Source organism: Streptomyces sp. NPDC104367, from assembly GCF_055583825.1.
The window spans coordinates 96,832-113,956 of sequence record NZ_JBVJND010000021.1; the positions used below are offsets into that span (position 1 = coordinate 96,832).

Here is a 17,125-nt window from a genome sequence, read left to right on the forward strand (position 1 = left end):
CCTGCGGTACTTCCGCACACGGCTGGGTGGAGCGGCGCGGTGGGAGCATGCGGTTCAGGACCGCGCGGGACCGCCCTCCGCGGATGTCGCCTTGGCCATCTGGGCGACGGCGTGCCCCAGATGATGACGGATCCGAGCCTCCGCCAGGTCGGGGTCTCCGGCCTCCAGCGCCTGGGCGATCTCCTCGTGCTGCTCCCAGGCGGTGGTGAACACCTCCGTGATGTGCAGCGAGCGGACCATGGCGCGCTCGACGGTCGACCATACGGGCGTGATGGCCTGCCTGAAGTAGGGGTTCTCCGTGGCGTCCAGGATGGCCATGTGGAACTCGCGGTCCGCCGCGAGCAACTGCGCGGCACCGTAACCGCTTACGTGGGGTTTGTGGACGGCGAGCACCTGCCGAATACGCACCAGGCCTTCCGCCGGGTGCCGTTCGGCGACGTTGCGCACCGCCTGCGACTCCAGTGCCGCACGGACGTCGTACACGTTCCGCACGTCCCGTTCGTTCAGCCTGCGGACGGCGACTCCGCCGCCCGGAACCGGTTCGAGCAGGCCTTCGGAGGCGAGCTCACCGATCGCCGTGCGTACCGGCATCCGGCTGACGCCGAGCTGCTTGGCGACCTGTACCTGATTCAGCTTGGTGCCCGCCGGGATCTCCTCCATGACGATGGCCAGCCGCAGCCGTTCTCGCACGTCGCGGACCAGCGCCGTCGTGTCCCTGGGGGGAAGTTCGCTGAGTACCGAATCGGGGTGTACGTTCGAGCCGGCTGCCGGGCTCGACATGGGTCACTCTCCCTGTTGTCGACGGGTCCGACCTGCCCAGAGGCTCCGATACAGGAGAAGGGGTGTCCCCGCTCCCTCCGGGAACCCCTGGAACATCGGACCATCACTATACGACTGCTGATGGATCCAGAATCCAGCGGCGGGCCGGAAGCTCCCGGCTCAGGCGGTCTCGGTGATCGGGTGGTCCACCCAGGACATGAGCCCGCGCAGCTTGGTTCCGACCTCCTCGATGCCGTGAGCCTTGCCCTCGGCGCGCAGCTTGAGGAAGTTCGGGCGGCCGTTGTCGTCCTCGTTGATCCACTCCCTGGCGAAGGTGCCGTCCTGGATCTCGCCCAGGATGCGCTTCATCTCGGCCTTGGTGGCGCTGTTGACGACCCGCGGTCCGCGGGTCAGGTCGCCGTACTCCGCGGTGTCGCTGCAGGAGTAGCGCTGCCGGGCGATCCCGCCCTCGTAGATCAGGTCCACGATCAGCTTCAGCTCGTGCAGCACCTCGAAGTAGGCGATCTCCGGCTGGTAGCCGGCCTCCACCAGGACCTCGAAGCCCGTCTGGATCAGCGACGAGGTGCCGCCGCAGAGCACCGCCTGCTCGCCGAAGAGGTCCGTCTCGGTCTCCTCCGCGAACGTGGTCTCCAGTACACCGGCTCGGGTGCCGCCGAGCGCTGCCGCGTAGGACAGGGAGAGGGCGAGCGCGCTTCCGGAGGCGTCCCTCTCGACCGCGACGAGGCACGGCACGCCGTTGCCCGCGACGAACTGGCGGCGCACCAGGTGCCCGGGTCCCTTCGGGGCGACCAGGGCCACGTCCACGCCGTCCGGCGGGGTGATGTAGCCGTAGCGCACGTTGAAGCCGTGGCTGAAGAACAGGGCGTCGCCGGGCTTGAGGTGGGGCGCGATGTCCTGGGTGTACAGGGTGCGCTGCACGGTGTCCGGGGCCTGGATGGAGATGAGGTCGGCCTCGGCGACGGCCTCGGCGGTGGTGAGGACCCGCAGGCCGGCCTCTTCGGCCTTGGCACGGGACTTCGAGCCCTCGGGCAGCCCCACGCGCACGTCGACACCGGAATCCCGCAGGCTCAGCGCGTGTGCGTGGCCCTGGCTGCCGTAACCGATCACGGCGACCTTCCGCCCCTGGATGAGGGACAGGTCCGCATCGGCGTCGTAATAGATCTTGGTTGCCATCGGTTCTCACGTTCCTTCAGTTGAGGTCACCTGAACGTAACATGCATCCTGGATCCAGGATGCATATCGATCGTCGATATATGGAGGGGACCCGCCCAAGAAATCCTGGGTTCACGCGCCTTGCGGACATGTGAACGGTATGTATCCTGGATCCACGATCCATGCAGGTAGGCGAGTCCGGCACCGTACACCCCACGGCATCCGTCGCCATCGCCGCGGCCTTCCACCCCACGCTCTTCACCCGGCTCAGCAAGTTAGCGGTGTCCGGGCCCCCACCAGAGCAGCTCCCGTCTCAGCAACCCCATGGAGTTAGCCCATGAACACCGCCAGCAGCGGCGCCATAACGGAGCCAGTGGTGCCGGGCAGCGCGCCCGAGGTCAACATCCAGTTGACCGGACAGCGCATCGACGGCTGGTTCGTCGCTCGCTACATCGCCGCCCTCATCGGGGTATGGACCGCGCTGGTCACACCCGCCTCGGTGACGCTCTCCATCCGAGTCGGGCAGCTCGACCCCACTGGCAAGGCTAGCTCACTGGCCTTCGTCGCCAGCATCGGCGCCGCGGGCGCACTGATCGCCAACCCCCTCTTCGGGGCGCTCAGCGACCGGTCCGTCTCCCGCTTCGGACAGCGCCGCCCCTACATCATCGCCGGCGTGGTCCTGGGGTCGCTCGCCGTCATCGGGATCGGATTCGCCCCGAGCATCCCCGTGCTCGCGCTCGGCTGGGCTCTTGCTCAGATCTCCTTCAACGCGGCCGTCGCCGCCCTCGTCGCCGTGCTGCCCGAGCGCGTGCCGACGCGTCTGCGGGGCCGGGTGTCCGGATTCATGGGGATGACGCCCCAGGTGGGTGTCGTCGGCGGCACGTTCCTGATCCAGTTCATCGGTACCGACGGCGTCTGGATGTTCTTCGCGCCCGTCCTCATCGGCCTCGCCCTCGTCCTGCCGTTCACCCTGACCCTGCGCGAGGCGCCCAAGACCCGGGAGCAGGTCGGCAAAGTCAACTGGCGCGTCGTGCTCGGCGCGCTGTGGGTGAATCCGGTGCGGCACCGGGACTTCGGGTTCACCTGGCTCGGGCGATTCCTCGCCTGGCTGTCGTTGTACCTGCTGACGACCTACAAGACGTACTTCCTCATCGACAGGCTCGGCTACACGACCGACAACGTGGCGGGCATCCTGTTCGACGCGATGCTGGTGCTCGCCGGCTGCCTCGCCGTCAGCAGCATCGTCGGCGGCTGGCTCTCCGACCGCGTCGGGCGCCGCAAGCCGTTCGTCGTCGCCGCGTCCCTGTTGTTCTGCGTCGGGATGCTGGTCGTCGCCTTCGCCGACCACGTGGGGCACTTCCTGGTCGGGATCGCCATCGCCGGTTTCGCCCAGGGCCTGTACATGGGAGTCGACTACGCGCTGGTCGCGGAGGTACTGCCGGACCAGCAGTCGGAGGCGGCGAAGGGCATGGGCGTGTTCAACCTGTCCAGCACCATGCCTCAGACACTCGCCCCGATCATCGCGCCCGCTCTGCTCGCCATCGGTGCGTCGGGTGACACAGGGAACTACACGGCCCTGTACCTCGTCGCGGCGGCTCTTGCGGTGGCGGGCGCCGGATCCATCCAGCTCGTCAAGGGAGTGAAATGACGGACAAGGCAGCCTTCACCACCGGCGCCGACTACTGGTCCACGCAGCCGATACCCGGCCACGGACCGATCCGGTTCGCCGACGGTCCGCACGGCCTGCGGGTTCAGGACGACGACAACCCGGACCACCTGGGCCTCGGCCGCAGCCTGCCCTCGACGTGCTTCCCGCCGGCGGTCACGCTCGCGTCCTCGTGGGACCCGGAGCTGCTGAACCGCGTCGGGGCGGCGCTGGGCAGGGAAGCGCGTGCCCTCGGGGTGCAGGTGGTCCTCGGCCCCGGCATGAACCTCAAGCGGACGCCGTTGTGCGGACGCAACTTCGAGTACTTCTCCGAGGACCCGCTGCTGTCCGGGACGCTCGCGGGCGCGGTGATCCAGGGGATGCAGTCGCAGGGCGTCGGGGCGTGTGTGAAGCACTTCGCCGTGAACAACCAGGAGACCGACCGGCTGCGCATCAGCGCGGACGTCGACGAGCGCACCCTGCGGGAGATCTACCTGCGAGGCTTCGAGATCGCCGTCCGCAGCGCGAACCCGTGGGCCGTGATGACGGCGTACAACCGCATCAACGGGGTCTCCGTCTCGGAGAACGCGTGGCTGCTCACCGACGTTCTGCGCGGGGAGTGGGGCTACGACGGACTCGTCGTCTCCGACTGGGGCGCGGTGCACGATCCGGTCACCGCCGTGCGGGCCGGACTGGACCTGCGGATGCCCGGCAGGCCCGATGACCCGCGGGTGCGGGACGCCGACGTCGACGAGGGCGTGTTCGACCGCGTCCTGGACGGGCTGACCAGGCTGGCCGAGCGCACCTGGAAGGGTGAGCCCACGCCGGCGGACTTCGCGGCGCACCACGAGCTGGCCCGACGGGCGGCCGCGGAGTCGGCGGTGCTGCTCAGGAACGAGGGCGGGATCCTCCCGCTGGAGCGGACCGGCCGGATCGCGCTGATCGGAGAGCTGGCCCGCGTCCCGCGCTACCAGGGCGGCGGCAGCTCCCACGTCAACCCGACCAGGGTCGTGAGCGTCCTGGAGGCGTTCGAACAGCGGGTCGGCGACGCCCGGTTCGCCCCCGGGTACACGCTCGACGGCGAGGCGGACACCGCGCTGGTGGACGAGGCCGTACGGATCTCGGCGGACGCCGATGTCGTGGTGCTCTTCCTGGGCCTGCCGGACCGGGCCGAGGCCGAGGGCCAGGACCGCACGGGGATCGACCTCCCCGCCGACCAGCTGGCCCTGCTCCAGGCCGTCACCGAGGCGAACCCCCGGACCGTCGTGGCACTCGCCAACGGCGGGGTCGTGACCACGGCCTCCTGGCGGGACCGGACGCAGGCCGTCGTCGAGTTCTGGCTCACCGGTCAGGCGCACGGCGACAGCGTGGTGGACGTCCTGTTCGGCGACGTGACGCCGTCCGGCAAGCTCGCCGAGACCGTTCCCGTCCGGCTCTCCGACACGCCCGCCTACCTCGACTTCCCCGGCGAGAACGGCCACGTGCGCTACGGAGAGGGGCTCTTCGTCGGCTACCGCTACTACGACGCGCGGGACATCGCTGTCGACTACCCCTTCGGGCACGGCCTGTCTTACACCGAGTTCGCCTACGAGGAAGGGGAGCTGGAGGTCCACGGACTCGACGCGGCCGACGCGGTCACGGTGACCGTGACCGTCGCCAACACGGGCGACCGCGAGGGTGCCGAGGTGGTCCAGGTCTACGCGTCGGACCGCACCGGGCACGTCATCACGCCGGAGAAGCAGCTGTGCGCCTTCGCGAAGGTGCGGCTGGCCCCCGGCGAACGGCGTACGATCTCCATCCCCGTTCAGCGCGACTCCCTCCGGTACTACGACACGGATCTCGGCTGGACCTACCACGGCGGGGACTACACCTTCCACGTCGGATCGTCCTCCCGTGACATCAGGTCGTCCCACGGCGTGACGCTGCCGGGGGAGCAGCCCCGCAAGCCGGTGACCGTCTGGTCGACCCTCGGTGAGTGGTCGGATCACCCCCGGCTGGGGCCCGCGCTGTGGCAGCTCATCGAGGAACGCGGCGGAGTCCGCGGTCGCTTCGGTGACCTGCTCTCCGACGGGGCCGGCAAGTACTCGGTGCTGGCCAACCCGTTGCGGCAGCTCATCGAGTTCCCCGGCGTCCCCCTCGAAGAGGACGACGCGACGAAGCTGCTGGAGGCGTACGCGGACCTCACGGACTGACCGAGGACGGCGGGCTTGCGGCCGGGACGGGTGAGAACCCGCCCCGGCCGCGGGGACGTGCACGAGTGCGCCCGGCAATATGGCACCGTCGACTTTGAATACCGTCAAGTCTTCATTGGGATTCGACAAACATTGGGAAATTATTTATTTATTCAACCATGCCCGTGAATTTCATGGACGTGCATCACCTGTCGTTCGTAATGTAGTTCTGCGGGCGGAAGATCCTTCCGGTCGTCGACCAACTCGTACGGAGGCAGTAAAGTGACGCAGATCACCCACGCCGAACCGATGATGCTGGGAAACCTGGAATCCCCGACGATCACCCCGCTCGGTGCTCTCGACGACGAGCAGGGAATCAACGGAATGGGCCTGGAAAGCGAGTCCCCCAAGCCGCTGATGGTGATCATCTACAACGGTATCTGATCTCTCGGACGCCGCGGGAAAGGCTGGCGTCGGAATTCATTCCGGCGCCGGCCGTCGCCGGTTTATGTTTTTCCTGGTGCACCTTTCGAGAGTGAGAGCCGGAACATGTCGAGGCGAATATGGGTGGCGGAGGGCGTCGCGAGCGACGGGGACGTGTACGGGCGCGCCCTGCAACTGCCGGACGGGCGCGGGGGTGGGGACTCCCACGCCGCCGACACGGGGGTACAGCGCAGAACCGGGACGATCTTGAAGAACCATCTCGGTGACATCCCGACCTGTCCATGTCTGGCCGCTCTGGTTCCGGACGAGCGCCTGAGCGTCCCGGAGGCCGCCGATGCGTGAGGCGACCCTGCGCAGCGGCCTGGAGGCCAACTTGCGGGCGGTGTTCGGCGGTGAAGACGGCTGCTTCCTCACCGACGACCCGGGGCTCGCCGCTTGGCTGGCGGAGCACGGACTGCGGGCGGCCACCTTCGAGGGGGTGCTCTCCGGGCGGGAGGTCCCACCGCCCCGCACCGTCGCCGTACCCCTGGACTACGGACGCCTGCCGTCCCGGCTCGAACTGCGGGACATCCTCTCCGACAGCAGTGTGCTGTGGATTTCCCTGGCGTCCTTCTCCGGCGACCCGGAGAACGCGCGGTACGCCATCGAGAAATTCTCGGAAATCGACCTGGTCGGTGCCGTGGCCACCAATCGGCGGGTCATCACGCAGCTGCTGTTGAGCCGTGCGGAAATCGGAATATCCGGCCCGGGAACCGATCTGACCGTGCGCCTCCCGGAGGTGCTCCAGCTCTCCAGCCGCACCCGTACGGAACTCCTTCCCGACGAACATTCCACCATCGGGAACTATTTTGAGGTGGCGATGTCACCGACGGACCTGGCGGGCAATGTCGACTCGGATCTCTCGGTCTCCGGAACGCTGCGCATAGATTCCGTGCTTGTCGCCAGACATCGGGAACTCCAAGGGGCCCGGGCGGACCGTTTCGAATCCGCCAAGGAGATCGCCGAGGGCCTGCGGAAGGCATGCCCTCTGTACGTCACGATCGAGGACAACCGCTTCGTCGACGGCTTCGGCGCCTGGGCCGACGGTATCGACGCCACCAGCGGCCCCGAATACCGGGCCGCCGTGACGGAGATCGCCATCGGTACGGGACTCCTCGACCCCGCCCGGGTCGACTGGAGCCTCAACTGCCTGCTCAACGAGGGCGCCGCCGGTATCCACCTCGGTGTCGGCAACGGACTCAACGGCATGCACTTCGACTTCATCTCCACGGAGGCCCGCCTTGTCGCCCGCTGAGACCCCGCTGCGCCTGGTGGGCTCTCTCCACCTCCAGGGCGAACCCGACGGCACCGCCCGCGTCGTGGACGACCGGACCTTCACGGCCGCCCGGGTCAACCAGTCCGCGCGCATCGTTCTGGAGGCCCTCCGCGCACCCCGCACCCAGAAGGACCTCCAGGCTGTCCTCGCTCAGGCCGCCGGTTGTCGGCTTGAGGAGACGGTGACGCCGGTGGCACGTCTGGTGGAGGAGCTCACGGCGTACGGCTGGATCGAGCACGCGGACGGGACCGGGGACGGAACGCCGGACAGGTACGAGAAAGGGGACGGTTCCGCGGGGCCGTGAGCGCTCAGGGCCAACAAGGAAGTCCGTCCGCCGTCCGACATGAAGGATCACGCGATGACCACCAGGACGTTCCTCTCCCTGACCCCGGCGCCGTCCCGCACCGTGGAAGCGACCGCCGACCAGCGCGCGGCATGCGCGGTGGCGCTGGTCAACATGCCTTTCGTCTCCATCTATCAGCCCTCTCTCCAACTCGGCCTGCTCAAGTCCCTCGCCGCCGAGGCGGGGTTCCGGGCCGAGAACTTCTACTTCAACCTCGAATTCTCCCAACTGATGGGGCACCGAGCCTACGAACAGATGGCGCACCATCGCGGACGACTCTTCGGTGACTGGCTCTTCTCCGTCGCGGCGTTCGGCGACGAGGCACCGGATCCGCAGGGCCGGATGCTGGACCACTTCGCGGAGGAGACCGATGCGTTGCTGGCCGACCTGAAACTGACGCGCGAGCAGTTCATCGGCATCAGGAACGAGAGTGTCCCCGACTTCGTCGATTCGCTGCTGGAGAAGGTCGACTGGGGCGCGTTCCGTATCATCGGATTCACGTCGACCTTCCAGCAGAACGCGGCTTCTTTCGCCCTCGCCAGGCGCATCAAAAAGCGCTTCCCCTCGACGCTGATCATTTTCGGCGGAGCGAATTTCGAGGGCGACATGGGAGAGGAGCTGATGTCTCGGCTGGATTTCATCGACTACGCATTTGATGGTGAATCCGACGAATCCTTTCCGGAGTTCCTCGAAGTGGTCGCCGGGGGCGGCGATCCCTCCGCGGTGGCGGGAGTCCTGGCGAACAAGGGGATCACCTCGAATTCCCCGGGCCCGGCGAGCGGTGGCCGGCCGCCGTTCAACCACCTGGACCGGCTGCCCGTTCCCGACTTCGCGGAGTACTTCGACCGCGCCCTGGACCTGGGGGTGATCTCGGAGGAGTCACGCCGTTTGGTCTCCCTTCCGTTCGAGAGCTCGCGGGGGTGCTGGTGGGGCCAGAAGCACCACTGCACATTCTGCGGTCTCAACGGATCGACCATGGGCTTCCGGTCCAAGTCGTCGTCCCGTGTCCGGCACGAACTCGCGGAACTGGCAAAATCCTACGGGAGTCTACGCTTCGAGGCTGTCGACAACATCCTCGACATGAAATATTTCACCAACCTCCTTCCCGAACTCCAGGAGGAGGGTTTCAACTACCAGTTCTTCTACGAGGTGAAATCGAATCTGACCCGGGAAAAAATCAAGGCACTGCGCGACAGCGGTATCGTGCACGTGCAGCCGGGCATCGAGTCCCTGGACAGCCGGATACTCAAGCTGATGCGAAAGGGGATCACCGGACTGCAGAACGTCAACATGCTTCGGTGGGGCATGTACTACGGCATCGACATAGCCTGGAACATCATCTGGGGATTTCCTGGGGAAGAGGTGGCATTCTACGAGGACCAGCTCGCGACGATACGCCGACTCCGGCATCTTCAACCACCGACCAGTACCAGCCGCATCTGGATGGAAAGATACAGTCCGCTCTTCTCGGACAGGGAGTCCTTCGCCGCCGACTACGTCAAACCCGAGGCGAGTTACGCGTACGTCTACCCCGCTCGGATCGACCTGGCCCGGATCGCCTACTTCTTCGACTACCAGATGGCGGACGCACTGCCGGACGAAACCTATCAACCCATCCGTGACGAGGTCCGGGAGTGGCAGACGTCCTGGAAGGCGCGTGCGAAACCCACGCTTCTCTTCTGGTCGTCACCCGGGCAGATCTACATCGACGACTTCCGTGACCAGGCGAACAAGAAGTCGTACAGGTTCCAGGACGCCCCGGCCGCGGTCTACCGGGCGTGCAGCGACCGACCCACCAACGCCAGGCAGTTGAAGAAGACACTCTCCCTCGACCAGTCCGTCGAACAGATCGAAGAGATGCTCTTCGCGTTCGAGCGACAGGACCTCATGCTGCACGAAGACGGCACTTTCCTGAGCCTCGCCCTGCCGGCGAAACCCCGACCGCCAACGCTCGTGACCCCGAAGCAGTGGCCGGCGCTCGGGCTGGACTCGTAGGCGCCGTAGCGGCCATGGCCCCGCATGCCGGGCTCCACGATCACGTCTGCCGGCCGGACATTCCGAAGCGCGGAGACGCATGAAGCCCGTCTCGGCCTGGAGATTCCCGACTACCGTGATCCCCCGTACGGGGGCCGCTACGGCACCGTCAAGGCCTTCCACCGCAGCGGACGCCTGCTCTTCCTAGCGGGTACACCCCGGAAGACCGGGCCGGCTGGGCGACGACCTCACGCTCAGCCAGGGCCGGGAGGCCGCCCGTGCCGCCGCGATCAACGCTCTCGGAGGCATCCGGCTCGCCCTGGGCTCCCTCGACAGGGTCACCTCCATGGTCCGCGCCCTCTGCTTCGTCGCGCGCACCGCCGACTTCGAGGACGTCCACCAGGTCGCCTCCGGCGCCACCGACCTCCTCACCGAAGTCTTCGGTCCCCGCACAGGCGTCGCAGGCCGCGCCGCGATCGGAGTGATGCAACTGGCCCGTCGCAACCGCTTCGAACTGTGGCTCACGGCAGAGACCGACGACACGGACTGATGAGGCGCGCGGAGAGCCGGCCCTTTGACACCGACGACTTGGACGGCGCCGCGCCCTTCAGGCCCGCCAGACCGATCAAAGCACCGTAGGTCAGGCTCGGTCGCCGACCCGAGCAGCCTGCTTTCCGGACGTGGCTTGGCCAAGTCCTACGACAGCGCCCCGGTCCTGACGGGTGCCAGAGTGTCGGTAGGCGTCTGGCCTCCGGCAACCTGACTCCCGGCCTTGCGCTTTCCGGGGATCAGGAAGGCAAGCACTGCGGCCAGGGCGACTGCGCCGGCCCCGACCCAGAGAGCCGGCGTCAGTCCGTCCACGAACAGCGAGGGGGACCCGTAGCCGCCCTGGGCGGAGAAGACGGCCGCCAGCGCCGCGACGCCGATCGCGCCGCCGACTTCGCGGATCGCGTTGTTGGCACCGGAAGCGATGCCCTGCTCGTCCGGACGGACCGTGCTCAGCACGAGGTTCGCCGTCGGAGCGAAGACCATGCCCATGCCGATGCCGCAGACGATCAGCGCGGGCAGCAAGTGCGAGTACGTCATGTGCGGTTCGACGACCAGCGCCCAGAGTCCAAGGCCCACAGCGTTCAGCGCCATTCCCGCGGCGACGACCGGACCGCCGCCGACGCGGTCGGACAGGGCCCCGGACAACGGCCCCGCGATCATGGGCATGGCGGTCCACGGCAACATCCTGACTCCCGCCTCCATCGGCGAGTAGCCGCCCACGAGCTGCAGATACTGGGTGAGCAGGAAGATCGCCCCGAACATCCCCAGGAACATCAGCACGCTCGCGGCGTTGATGGCGCTGAAGGACCGATGACGGAACAGCCGCATGGGCAGCATCGGATGCTTGGCGCGCAACTCGTAGGCCACGAAGGCGGCGAGCAGCACCGCTCCCGCGGACAGACTGGTCACCACCCGGGCGCTGGTCCAGCCGTCGGCGTTGCCGCGCACCAGGGCGTAGACGATGCCGAACAGTCCGGTGCTGGCCAGTACCGTGCCGGGCAGGTCCAGTCGAGGGTGCGGGCCGTGGCTCTCTTCCAGCCGGAGCAGGGCGAGCGGGATCAGCGCCAGGCCGAGGGGGACGTTCACCCAGAAGATCCACTGCCAGGAGAGGTGCTGGGTGAGCGTGCCGCCGATGAGCGGCCCGGTCGCGACCGCGATGCCGCCGGCCGCCCCCCAGACGCCGAGGGCGACGCCGCGCCGTGCGGCCGGAACGGCGGCTGACAGCAGCGTGAGTGTCAGCGGTGTCACGATCGCCGCGCCGATGCCTTGCACCGCACGGGCGGCGATCAGTTCGTTCATGTTCGGTGCGAGCGCGGCCGCGGCCGAGGCGGCGGTGAAGATGCCCAGCCCGACGCCGAACAGCCGACGGCGGCCGAAGCGATCGCCCAGGGAGGCGCCGAACATCATCAGCACGGCGAAGGTGAGGGTATAAGCGCTGACCGTCCATTCGAGGTCTTCCAGCCCACCCCCGAGGTCCTTGCGGATCGAGGGGAGGGCGGTGGTGACCACCAGGTTGTCCAGTGCGGTCATGAATCCGGCCGCGCTGGTGACGATCACGGCCCATATGGTCGTGCCCCGTCGGTGCCGATGCTGGTGTCTCTGCTGATGCGACATCGCTTCCCTTCCTATTTTTGACTTGCAGGTACAGAAATTGGGTACGCGTACGGACTGCTCAAGGCCGGTACGGCGTCAGGTGTTGATCAGAGGAGGTCGATGGTTGCGTCGATCACCCTCAGGAGGCGCTCAGGCCCGGGTTCGATACGGGTGAGGACCTGCATACCGGTGACGGTGTTCAAGAGCATGCTGGCCAAGGCCTTGGTGTCGCGTCCGGGCTGGATCTCCCCGGTGCGCACCCCTTCCTCGATCAGTGCTTGCAGGGTGTCTTCGATGCGGTCGAAGTGGCCTCGCACGTGCGCGGTCACGGCTTCGTCGGCACATCCGAACTCCACCGCGCTGTTCGTCACCAGGCAGCCCCGTCGAGCCGGATCGGTGACGTCGGTCTCGGTGAGAAACCGCAGTGCCTGGCGGAGTCGTCCTTTCACCGGGCTGGAGTCCTCGGCCAGCGCCCTCATGGCCGACGCCTGCTGGTCCAGGTAGCGACGCAGTGCCAGATCGAAGAGTTGGCGCTTGCCGCCGAATGCGTTGTAGAGGCTGCCCTTCCCGATCTGCAGGGTGTCGACAAGATCCTGAGGTGTTGTGGCGCCGTACCCCTGGCGCCAGAACAGCTTCATCGCTTGGTCGACCGCTGTATCCGGATCGAACTCCTTGGGCCTACCCATGGCGGCCACTGTAGCAAGATATTTGACCTGTGGGTCAAGTATGGAGTGAGGGGCTGCGTCTGGCACTTGATGCGCTTGTCCCACGGGTGGGGTTGCGCGGGCATCGGAGCAGCGCAGGCGGTTTCCGACAGCAACGTGTCGTCGGTGCCGGGGATCGCGTCCCATGAAGTGGTGTAGCCGGGCAGGGTCCCGGAACGCGCGGGTGTCTGCCCGGGGCGTGCATCCGTTGGCGGTGCATGCTCCCTGAGCAAGGGCAGGCCATCGCGTAAGTCTCCCTGGTGAACGGGCAGTTCAACCGGAGGAGTATGCGATGGCCTTGTCCCAGTCTGAGCTGATGCGGCTGCTGGAGTCACTACGTCGGGCCGATGGAGTTGAGGCAATCAGGGTGGTGTGCGAGCGCATCCTGCAGGAGCTGATCGAGGCCGAGGCCACGGATGTGATCGGGGCCGCGCCGCGCGAGCACTCCGAAACGCGCACGACCTGGCGCAACGGCCACCGGGACAGGCTGCTGACCACACAGGCCGGCGACCTGGACCTGAAGATCCCCAAGGTGCGCAGCGGGTCGTTCTTCCCGTCGCTGCTGGAACGTCGGCGCAGGATCGACCGGGCGTTGTTCGCCGTGGTGATGGAGGCATACGTGCACGGTGTCTCGACCCGCTCGGTCGATGACCTGGTCAAAGCCCTGGGTGCGGACAGCGGGATCTCCAAGTCCGAGGTCTCCCGGATCTGCGGTGAGCTGGACGAGGAGCTGACCGCGTTCAAGGAGCGGCCGCTGGACCACACCGTCTTCCCCTACGTCTTCCTGGACGCCACCTACTGCAAGGCGAGGGTCAATCACCGGATCGCCTCGCAGGCCGTGGTGATCGCGACCGGGATCTCCGCCACCGGGCACCGCGAGATCCTCGGGCTGATGGTCGGCGACAGCGAGTCGAAGCCGTTCTGGACGAAGTTCCTGCGGTCCTTACGAGCCCGTGGCCTGGAGAACGTCCAGCTGGTCATCTCCGACAGCCACAGCGGTCTGGTGGCCGCGATCCGCACCGTCTTCCTCGGCGCGGCCTGGCAAAGGTGCCGGGTTCACTTCGTCCGGGACGTGTTCTCGGTGATCGAGAGGGGTTCCGGGGAGATGGTCGCCGCCACCATCCGCACCGTCTTCGCGCAGACCACCGGCGAGCAGGTGCGCACCCAGCTGAACGTGGTCGCCGACATGCTCGGGCGGCAGTTCCCGCAGGTCAGGACGATGCTGCTGGATGCGGCGACGGACATCACCGTGTTCGCCGACTTCCCGCCGGCGCACTGGAAGAAGATCTGGTCGACCAACCCGCTGGAACGGCTGAACCGGGAGATCAAACGGCGGGCCGACGTCGTCCAGGTCTTTCCCAACCCCGCCGCCCTGGACCGGCTCGCCGCCGCGGTGCTGGCCGAACTCCACGACGAATGGCAGGTGTTCGACCGCCGTTACCTCTCCGAAGGCTCCATGGCCGAGCTCTTCACCACCAAGCCAACCGAACCCGAACCGCAGATCACCCCACAACCGGAACCGAAACAGCTGCCCTGACTACACCACCCCGCGGGACATGACCGTGCCGGGAGCGCGGTGCCGGCTGTGTCCGTGCGACGGTGACTTCCGTGTGGAGTTCGGCCTGGGCCTCATTCTCGACGGAGGCGAACCGACCAGGGTGGGCCGCTTCGCCCTGGAGCTTCTCGGACCTCTCGAAAACGCGGATCCCGCACTGCTGAGCACGCTTCGTACGCACCCGGAAAACCACAGTGGGATCCGTGTCACCGCACGGCAGCCCGCCGCGCACGAGAACGGGGTTCGTTATCGCCTCAACAGAATCCGCAGCATCTCGGGCTGCGACCTCTACAGCCTGGACGGCATGCTCACGGCGCTGATGGCAGTGCACATCATCGACATGCAGACCGGTCGCTGACGACCCCTGATAGTTGTTTCCCGTCGCCAATTGCCAAGTAATTGTCACGTTGGGGCAAGTTCATGGCGCTATGCCGATGTCAGCATTCCCTCGGTGTCACATCGCGCCGAGGGTGTGACGACCTCCGTCTTCGAGGAAGCAGACAGAGCCATGCAGTTCCTTGTCGAAACAGGAAGAGCCCCAGCCGCCCTGAGGCGGGTGGGATACCGCTGCCGGACAGCGGAGCCGTCCCGGCATGGTTCCTGCTCCGGCCGGACCTGGTGACGCACGGCTTCGGCGGTTCTGTCACCTCGGGCGCGTAGACCGAGTCCGCGATCCTGTCCGCGCGAGACATCCTCCGACAGCCTCTCTCCGAGGTCGCGCCCCGTTCGAGAGCCGTCGTCGGTCCGTGCACGGAGGACGACGCCGGCCGACCGAGCTTCCCGGCCACGGACGAGATCGCCCCGAACCTCGGCATTCCCCGCACGCCAGAGGCGTTCGCGAGGCCGGCCCCCATGAAGGACGCCAAGGTCATCGCCCTGCCCTGAGCCGATCCACACCCGAGGCGCGCCACTCGCCGAGGACGGGAACGCGACCCGTCCCGGCGGGGTGCGACCGACATGAGAAGGAAGGTACCCGCCATGACCACGACCAATCTGACGGCGAGCAAGATCCCCGTCGCCTCCCTCCCGCAGACCGAGCTGCTCACGGTCAACGTGAACGACATCCCCGTGCTGAAGGACTCCCTGGCCCCCGGGATCGACTTCCAGCCGCTGTTCCTCGACCCGGAGATCGGGGTCTGGACGGTGCTCGGCACGTTCGCTCCCGGTACCGAGCTGCCCATTCACCTGCACACCGGGCCGGTGCACGGCTACACGCTGAAGGGTGAGTGGATCTACAAGGAGTACCCGGACCAGCCCCAGACCGCCGGGTCGTACCTCTACGAGCCGGCCTCCTCGGTCCACACCTTCGCCGTACCGGAGACGGCCACGGAACCCACCGTCGTGCTGTTCATCGTGTACGGCGCCAACGTCAACTTCACCGACGACGGCCAGTTCCACTCCGTCCTCGACGCACTCGCGGTCCGGAACCTGACCGAGCAGTGCGCGAAGGCGCAGGGCCTCGGCCCCATCAAGTATCTGACCGGTGGGACGGCGGCGTTCACCGAGGCGTAGTCCGGGCCGACAGTGAGGGCGACGATACGGCAGTCGTGGGGAATGCCACACAGTGCGCCGGGGGAGTCGCCCTCACCTTGTCGGATGCCCGTTCCGCGGCTGCGGAGGGGACATGGACGACGGAGTCCGCGCCTCCATGGGGAAGACCGCGTGGACCGTCCACCCGCTCGGCTCGCGAGGCCCGGTACGCAGCTGTCCGCCCAGCGCGGTGACACGCTCGGCCAGACCCACGAGTCCGAAGCCGCCGCCGCGCGCGGCCTCGGGAAGCCCCGGTCCGGTGTCGCCGCGGCCGTCGTCTGAGACCGAGACCTCCAGCCGGTTCTCCGCACAGGCCAGGCAGACGGTGACCTCTGCCGCGTCGGAGGCATGCCGTCTGACGTTCGTCAGCGCTTCCTGGACGACGCGGAACGCGGCCGCCTGCACCTCGTGCGGAACGGAGTCCGGCAACGCGGGATCGCGCCGGAGAACGACGTTCTGACCGGGCCGCCCGAAGTCCTCGACCATGTCGGTGATGGCCGCGAAGTCGCCCACGGGACGCCGTGGCGTCTCGTCGTCCCTGTCGCGCAGGACTCCGACGGTGCGGCGCATCGACGCCAGTGATTCCGTCGCGGCCCGCTCTATGCCGGCGAGAACGGGATCCAGGCCGTCTGAGCCCGAGGCCGCCATCATGCGGGCCACCTGGGTCTGCACCAGGATGCCGGTGACATGGTGCGCGACGAAGTCGTGCAGGTCGGCGGCGATCACGAGACGCTCCGCCCGACGCGTCTCCTCGACGGCCACGGACCTGCGATAGTCGAGTGAACGCAGGTAGCTCGCCAGTCCCACGACGAGTCCGACGAGGACCAGGCCCGCGAGCATGAGGCCCGACGCCTCACTCGTCCACGCCCGGTAGTACCGCAGCGGCAACGTCACGAGGACGACGCTCACCGCCACGCCGCACGCCGGAGCCCAGCCACGCGGACAGTGCCGTACGGCGATGAACAGCAGACACACCAGGATCATCGCCTCACCGGGGCCGAACGTGCCGGCCTCGCCGGTCACCAGCGACCCGGCGGTGTAGAGCGCCGAAACCAGTGTGGGTACCCCGACGCGCAACTGGGGGCTGAGCCGGACCGGGCGACGCCCGGCGGGCCACAGAACGGCGGCGAGGCCGGTCACCAGCACCGCCGTGGTGGGCAGGACGCTCCTGCCGTCGGCGTAGGTGCTGAGGAGATCCACGACGCACGCCATGAGCAGCAGTCCGACGGTGACGCCTTGGCCACAGCCCTTGGAGGAGATCGACGGCATACGGGTCAGCGTAGTGAGCGGATTCGCCATGGTGTCCGCCGAGCGGCCGGGGCGCCTTTGACCCGGTGCCGGTCGCCGGGAACCGGCGAGTGCCGTGGCGC

General features: G+C 67.6%; 15 protein-coding genes. 10 read left to right on the plus strand and 5 right to left on the minus strand.

Annotated elements, in window-relative coordinates:
- Window positions 1-54: 54 nt before the first annotated feature.
- Window positions 55-780, minus strand: coding sequence for a GntR family transcriptional regulator (locus ACZ619_RS28795; RefSeq protein WP_469604810.1), 726 nt, complete (start codon window positions 778-780; stop codon window positions 55-57).
- Window positions 781-939: 159 nt separating this feature from the next.
- A complete protein-coding gene (gene ilvC, locus ACZ619_RS28800; RefSeq protein ID WP_469604813.1) occupies window positions 940-1,953 on the minus strand; it encodes a ketol-acid reductoisomerase in 1,014 nt (337 codons plus the stop codon).
- 316 nt (window positions 1,954-2,269) lie between these two features.
- On the opposite strand from ilvC, the gene ACZ619_RS28805 reads away from it, so the two are divergent.
- The 7 genes from ACZ619_RS28805 to ACZ619_RS28835 all read left to right on the plus strand — a co-directional run bounded on the left by ACZ619_RS28805 (window position 2,270) and on the right by ACZ619_RS28835 (window position 10,374).
- Window positions 2,270-3,580 carry an MFS transporter gene (locus ACZ619_RS28805; protein ID WP_469604816.1) on the plus strand — a complete coding sequence of 437 codons (1,311 nt, stop codon included), beginning with the start codon at window positions 2,270-2,272 and terminating at the stop codon, window positions 3,578-3,580.
- Window positions 3,577-5,769: a beta-glucosidase gene (locus ACZ619_RS28810; protein WP_469604819.1), complete on the plus strand. Its 2,193-nt coding sequence runs from the start codon at window positions 3,577-3,579 to the stop codon at window positions 5,767-5,769. The genes ACZ619_RS28805 and ACZ619_RS28810 overlap by 4 nt, the downstream gene beginning before the upstream one ends.
- 261 nt (window positions 5,770-6,030) lie before the next feature.
- Window positions 6,031-6,192 (plus strand): hypothetical protein, encoded by a 162-nt coding sequence (locus ACZ619_RS28815; RefSeq protein WP_469604821.1) that lies wholly within the window; start codon window positions 6,031-6,033, stop codon window positions 6,190-6,192.
- A 334-nt stretch (window positions 6,193-6,526) separates the two neighbouring features.
- The gene (locus ACZ619_RS28820; RefSeq protein ID WP_469604822.1) at window positions 6,527-7,486 is read left to right on the plus strand and encodes a hypothetical protein; all 960 of its coding nucleotides are present in this window, start codon (window positions 6,527-6,529) and stop codon (window positions 7,484-7,486) included.
- A complete protein-coding gene (locus ACZ619_RS28825; RefSeq protein WP_469604825.1) occupies window positions 7,473-7,811 on the plus strand; it encodes a hypothetical protein in 339 nt (112 codons plus the stop codon). Before ACZ619_RS28820 ends, ACZ619_RS28825 begins: the two co-directional genes overlap by 14 nt.
- A 54-nt stretch (window positions 7,812-7,865) precedes the next feature.
- Complete coding sequence (locus ACZ619_RS28830) at window positions 7,866-9,845, plus strand: RiPP maturation radical SAM C-methyltransferase (RefSeq protein ID WP_469604827.1); 1,980 nt, start codon at window positions 7,866-7,868, stop codon at window positions 9,843-9,845.
- Window positions 9,846-10,170: 325 nt separating this feature from the next.
- Window positions 10,171-10,374 (plus strand): hypothetical protein, encoded by a 204-nt coding sequence (locus ACZ619_RS28835; RefSeq protein ID WP_469604829.1) that lies wholly within the window; start codon window positions 10,171-10,173, stop codon window positions 10,372-10,374.
- A 146-nt stretch (window positions 10,375-10,520) separates the two neighbouring features.
- Here the strand turns inward: ACZ619_RS28835 and ACZ619_RS28840 are convergent, their stop codons facing one another.
- Window positions 10,521-11,987 carry a DHA2 family efflux MFS transporter permease subunit gene (locus tag ACZ619_RS28840; protein ID WP_469604831.1) on the minus strand — a complete coding sequence of 489 codons (1,467 nt, stop codon included), beginning with the start codon at window positions 11,985-11,987 and terminating at the stop codon, window positions 10,521-10,523.
- An 86-nt stretch (window positions 11,988-12,073) separates the two neighbouring features.
- Entirely contained in the window at window positions 12,074-12,652 is a 579-nt protein-coding gene (locus ACZ619_RS28845; protein WP_469604834.1) for a TetR/AcrR family transcriptional regulator, read from the minus strand.
- 310 nt (window positions 12,653-12,962) lie between these two features.
- Here ACZ619_RS28845 and ACZ619_RS28850 point away from each other — a divergent pair, with 310 nt between their 5' ends.
- From ACZ619_RS28850 to ACZ619_RS28860, 3 genes are all read left to right on the plus strand, one after another.
- Window positions 12,963-14,207 (plus strand): IS256 family transposase, encoded by a 1,245-nt coding sequence (locus ACZ619_RS28850; RefSeq protein ID WP_469604837.1) that lies wholly within the window; start codon window positions 12,963-12,965, stop codon window positions 14,205-14,207.
- 73 nt (window positions 14,208-14,280) lie between these two features.
- Window positions 14,281-14,583 carry a helix-turn-helix domain-containing protein gene (locus tag ACZ619_RS28855; protein WP_469604840.1) on the plus strand — a complete coding sequence of 101 codons (303 nt, stop codon included), beginning with the start codon at window positions 14,281-14,283 and terminating at the stop codon, window positions 14,581-14,583.
- Between the two features lie 620 nt (window positions 14,584-15,203).
- Window positions 15,204-15,737, plus strand: a complete 534-nt coding sequence (locus ACZ619_RS28860; RefSeq protein WP_469604843.1) for a 2,4'-dihydroxyacetophenone dioxygenase family protein — start codon at window positions 15,204-15,206, stop codon at window positions 15,735-15,737.
- A gap of 72 nt (window positions 15,738-15,809) precedes the next feature.
- Here the strand turns inward: ACZ619_RS28860 and ACZ619_RS28865 are convergent, their stop codons facing one another.
- Window positions 15,810-17,024, minus strand: a complete 1,215-nt coding sequence (locus tag ACZ619_RS28865; protein WP_469604846.1) for a sensor histidine kinase — start codon at window positions 17,022-17,024, stop codon at window positions 15,810-15,812.
- Between the last annotated feature and the right edge of the window lie 101 nt (window positions 17,025-17,125).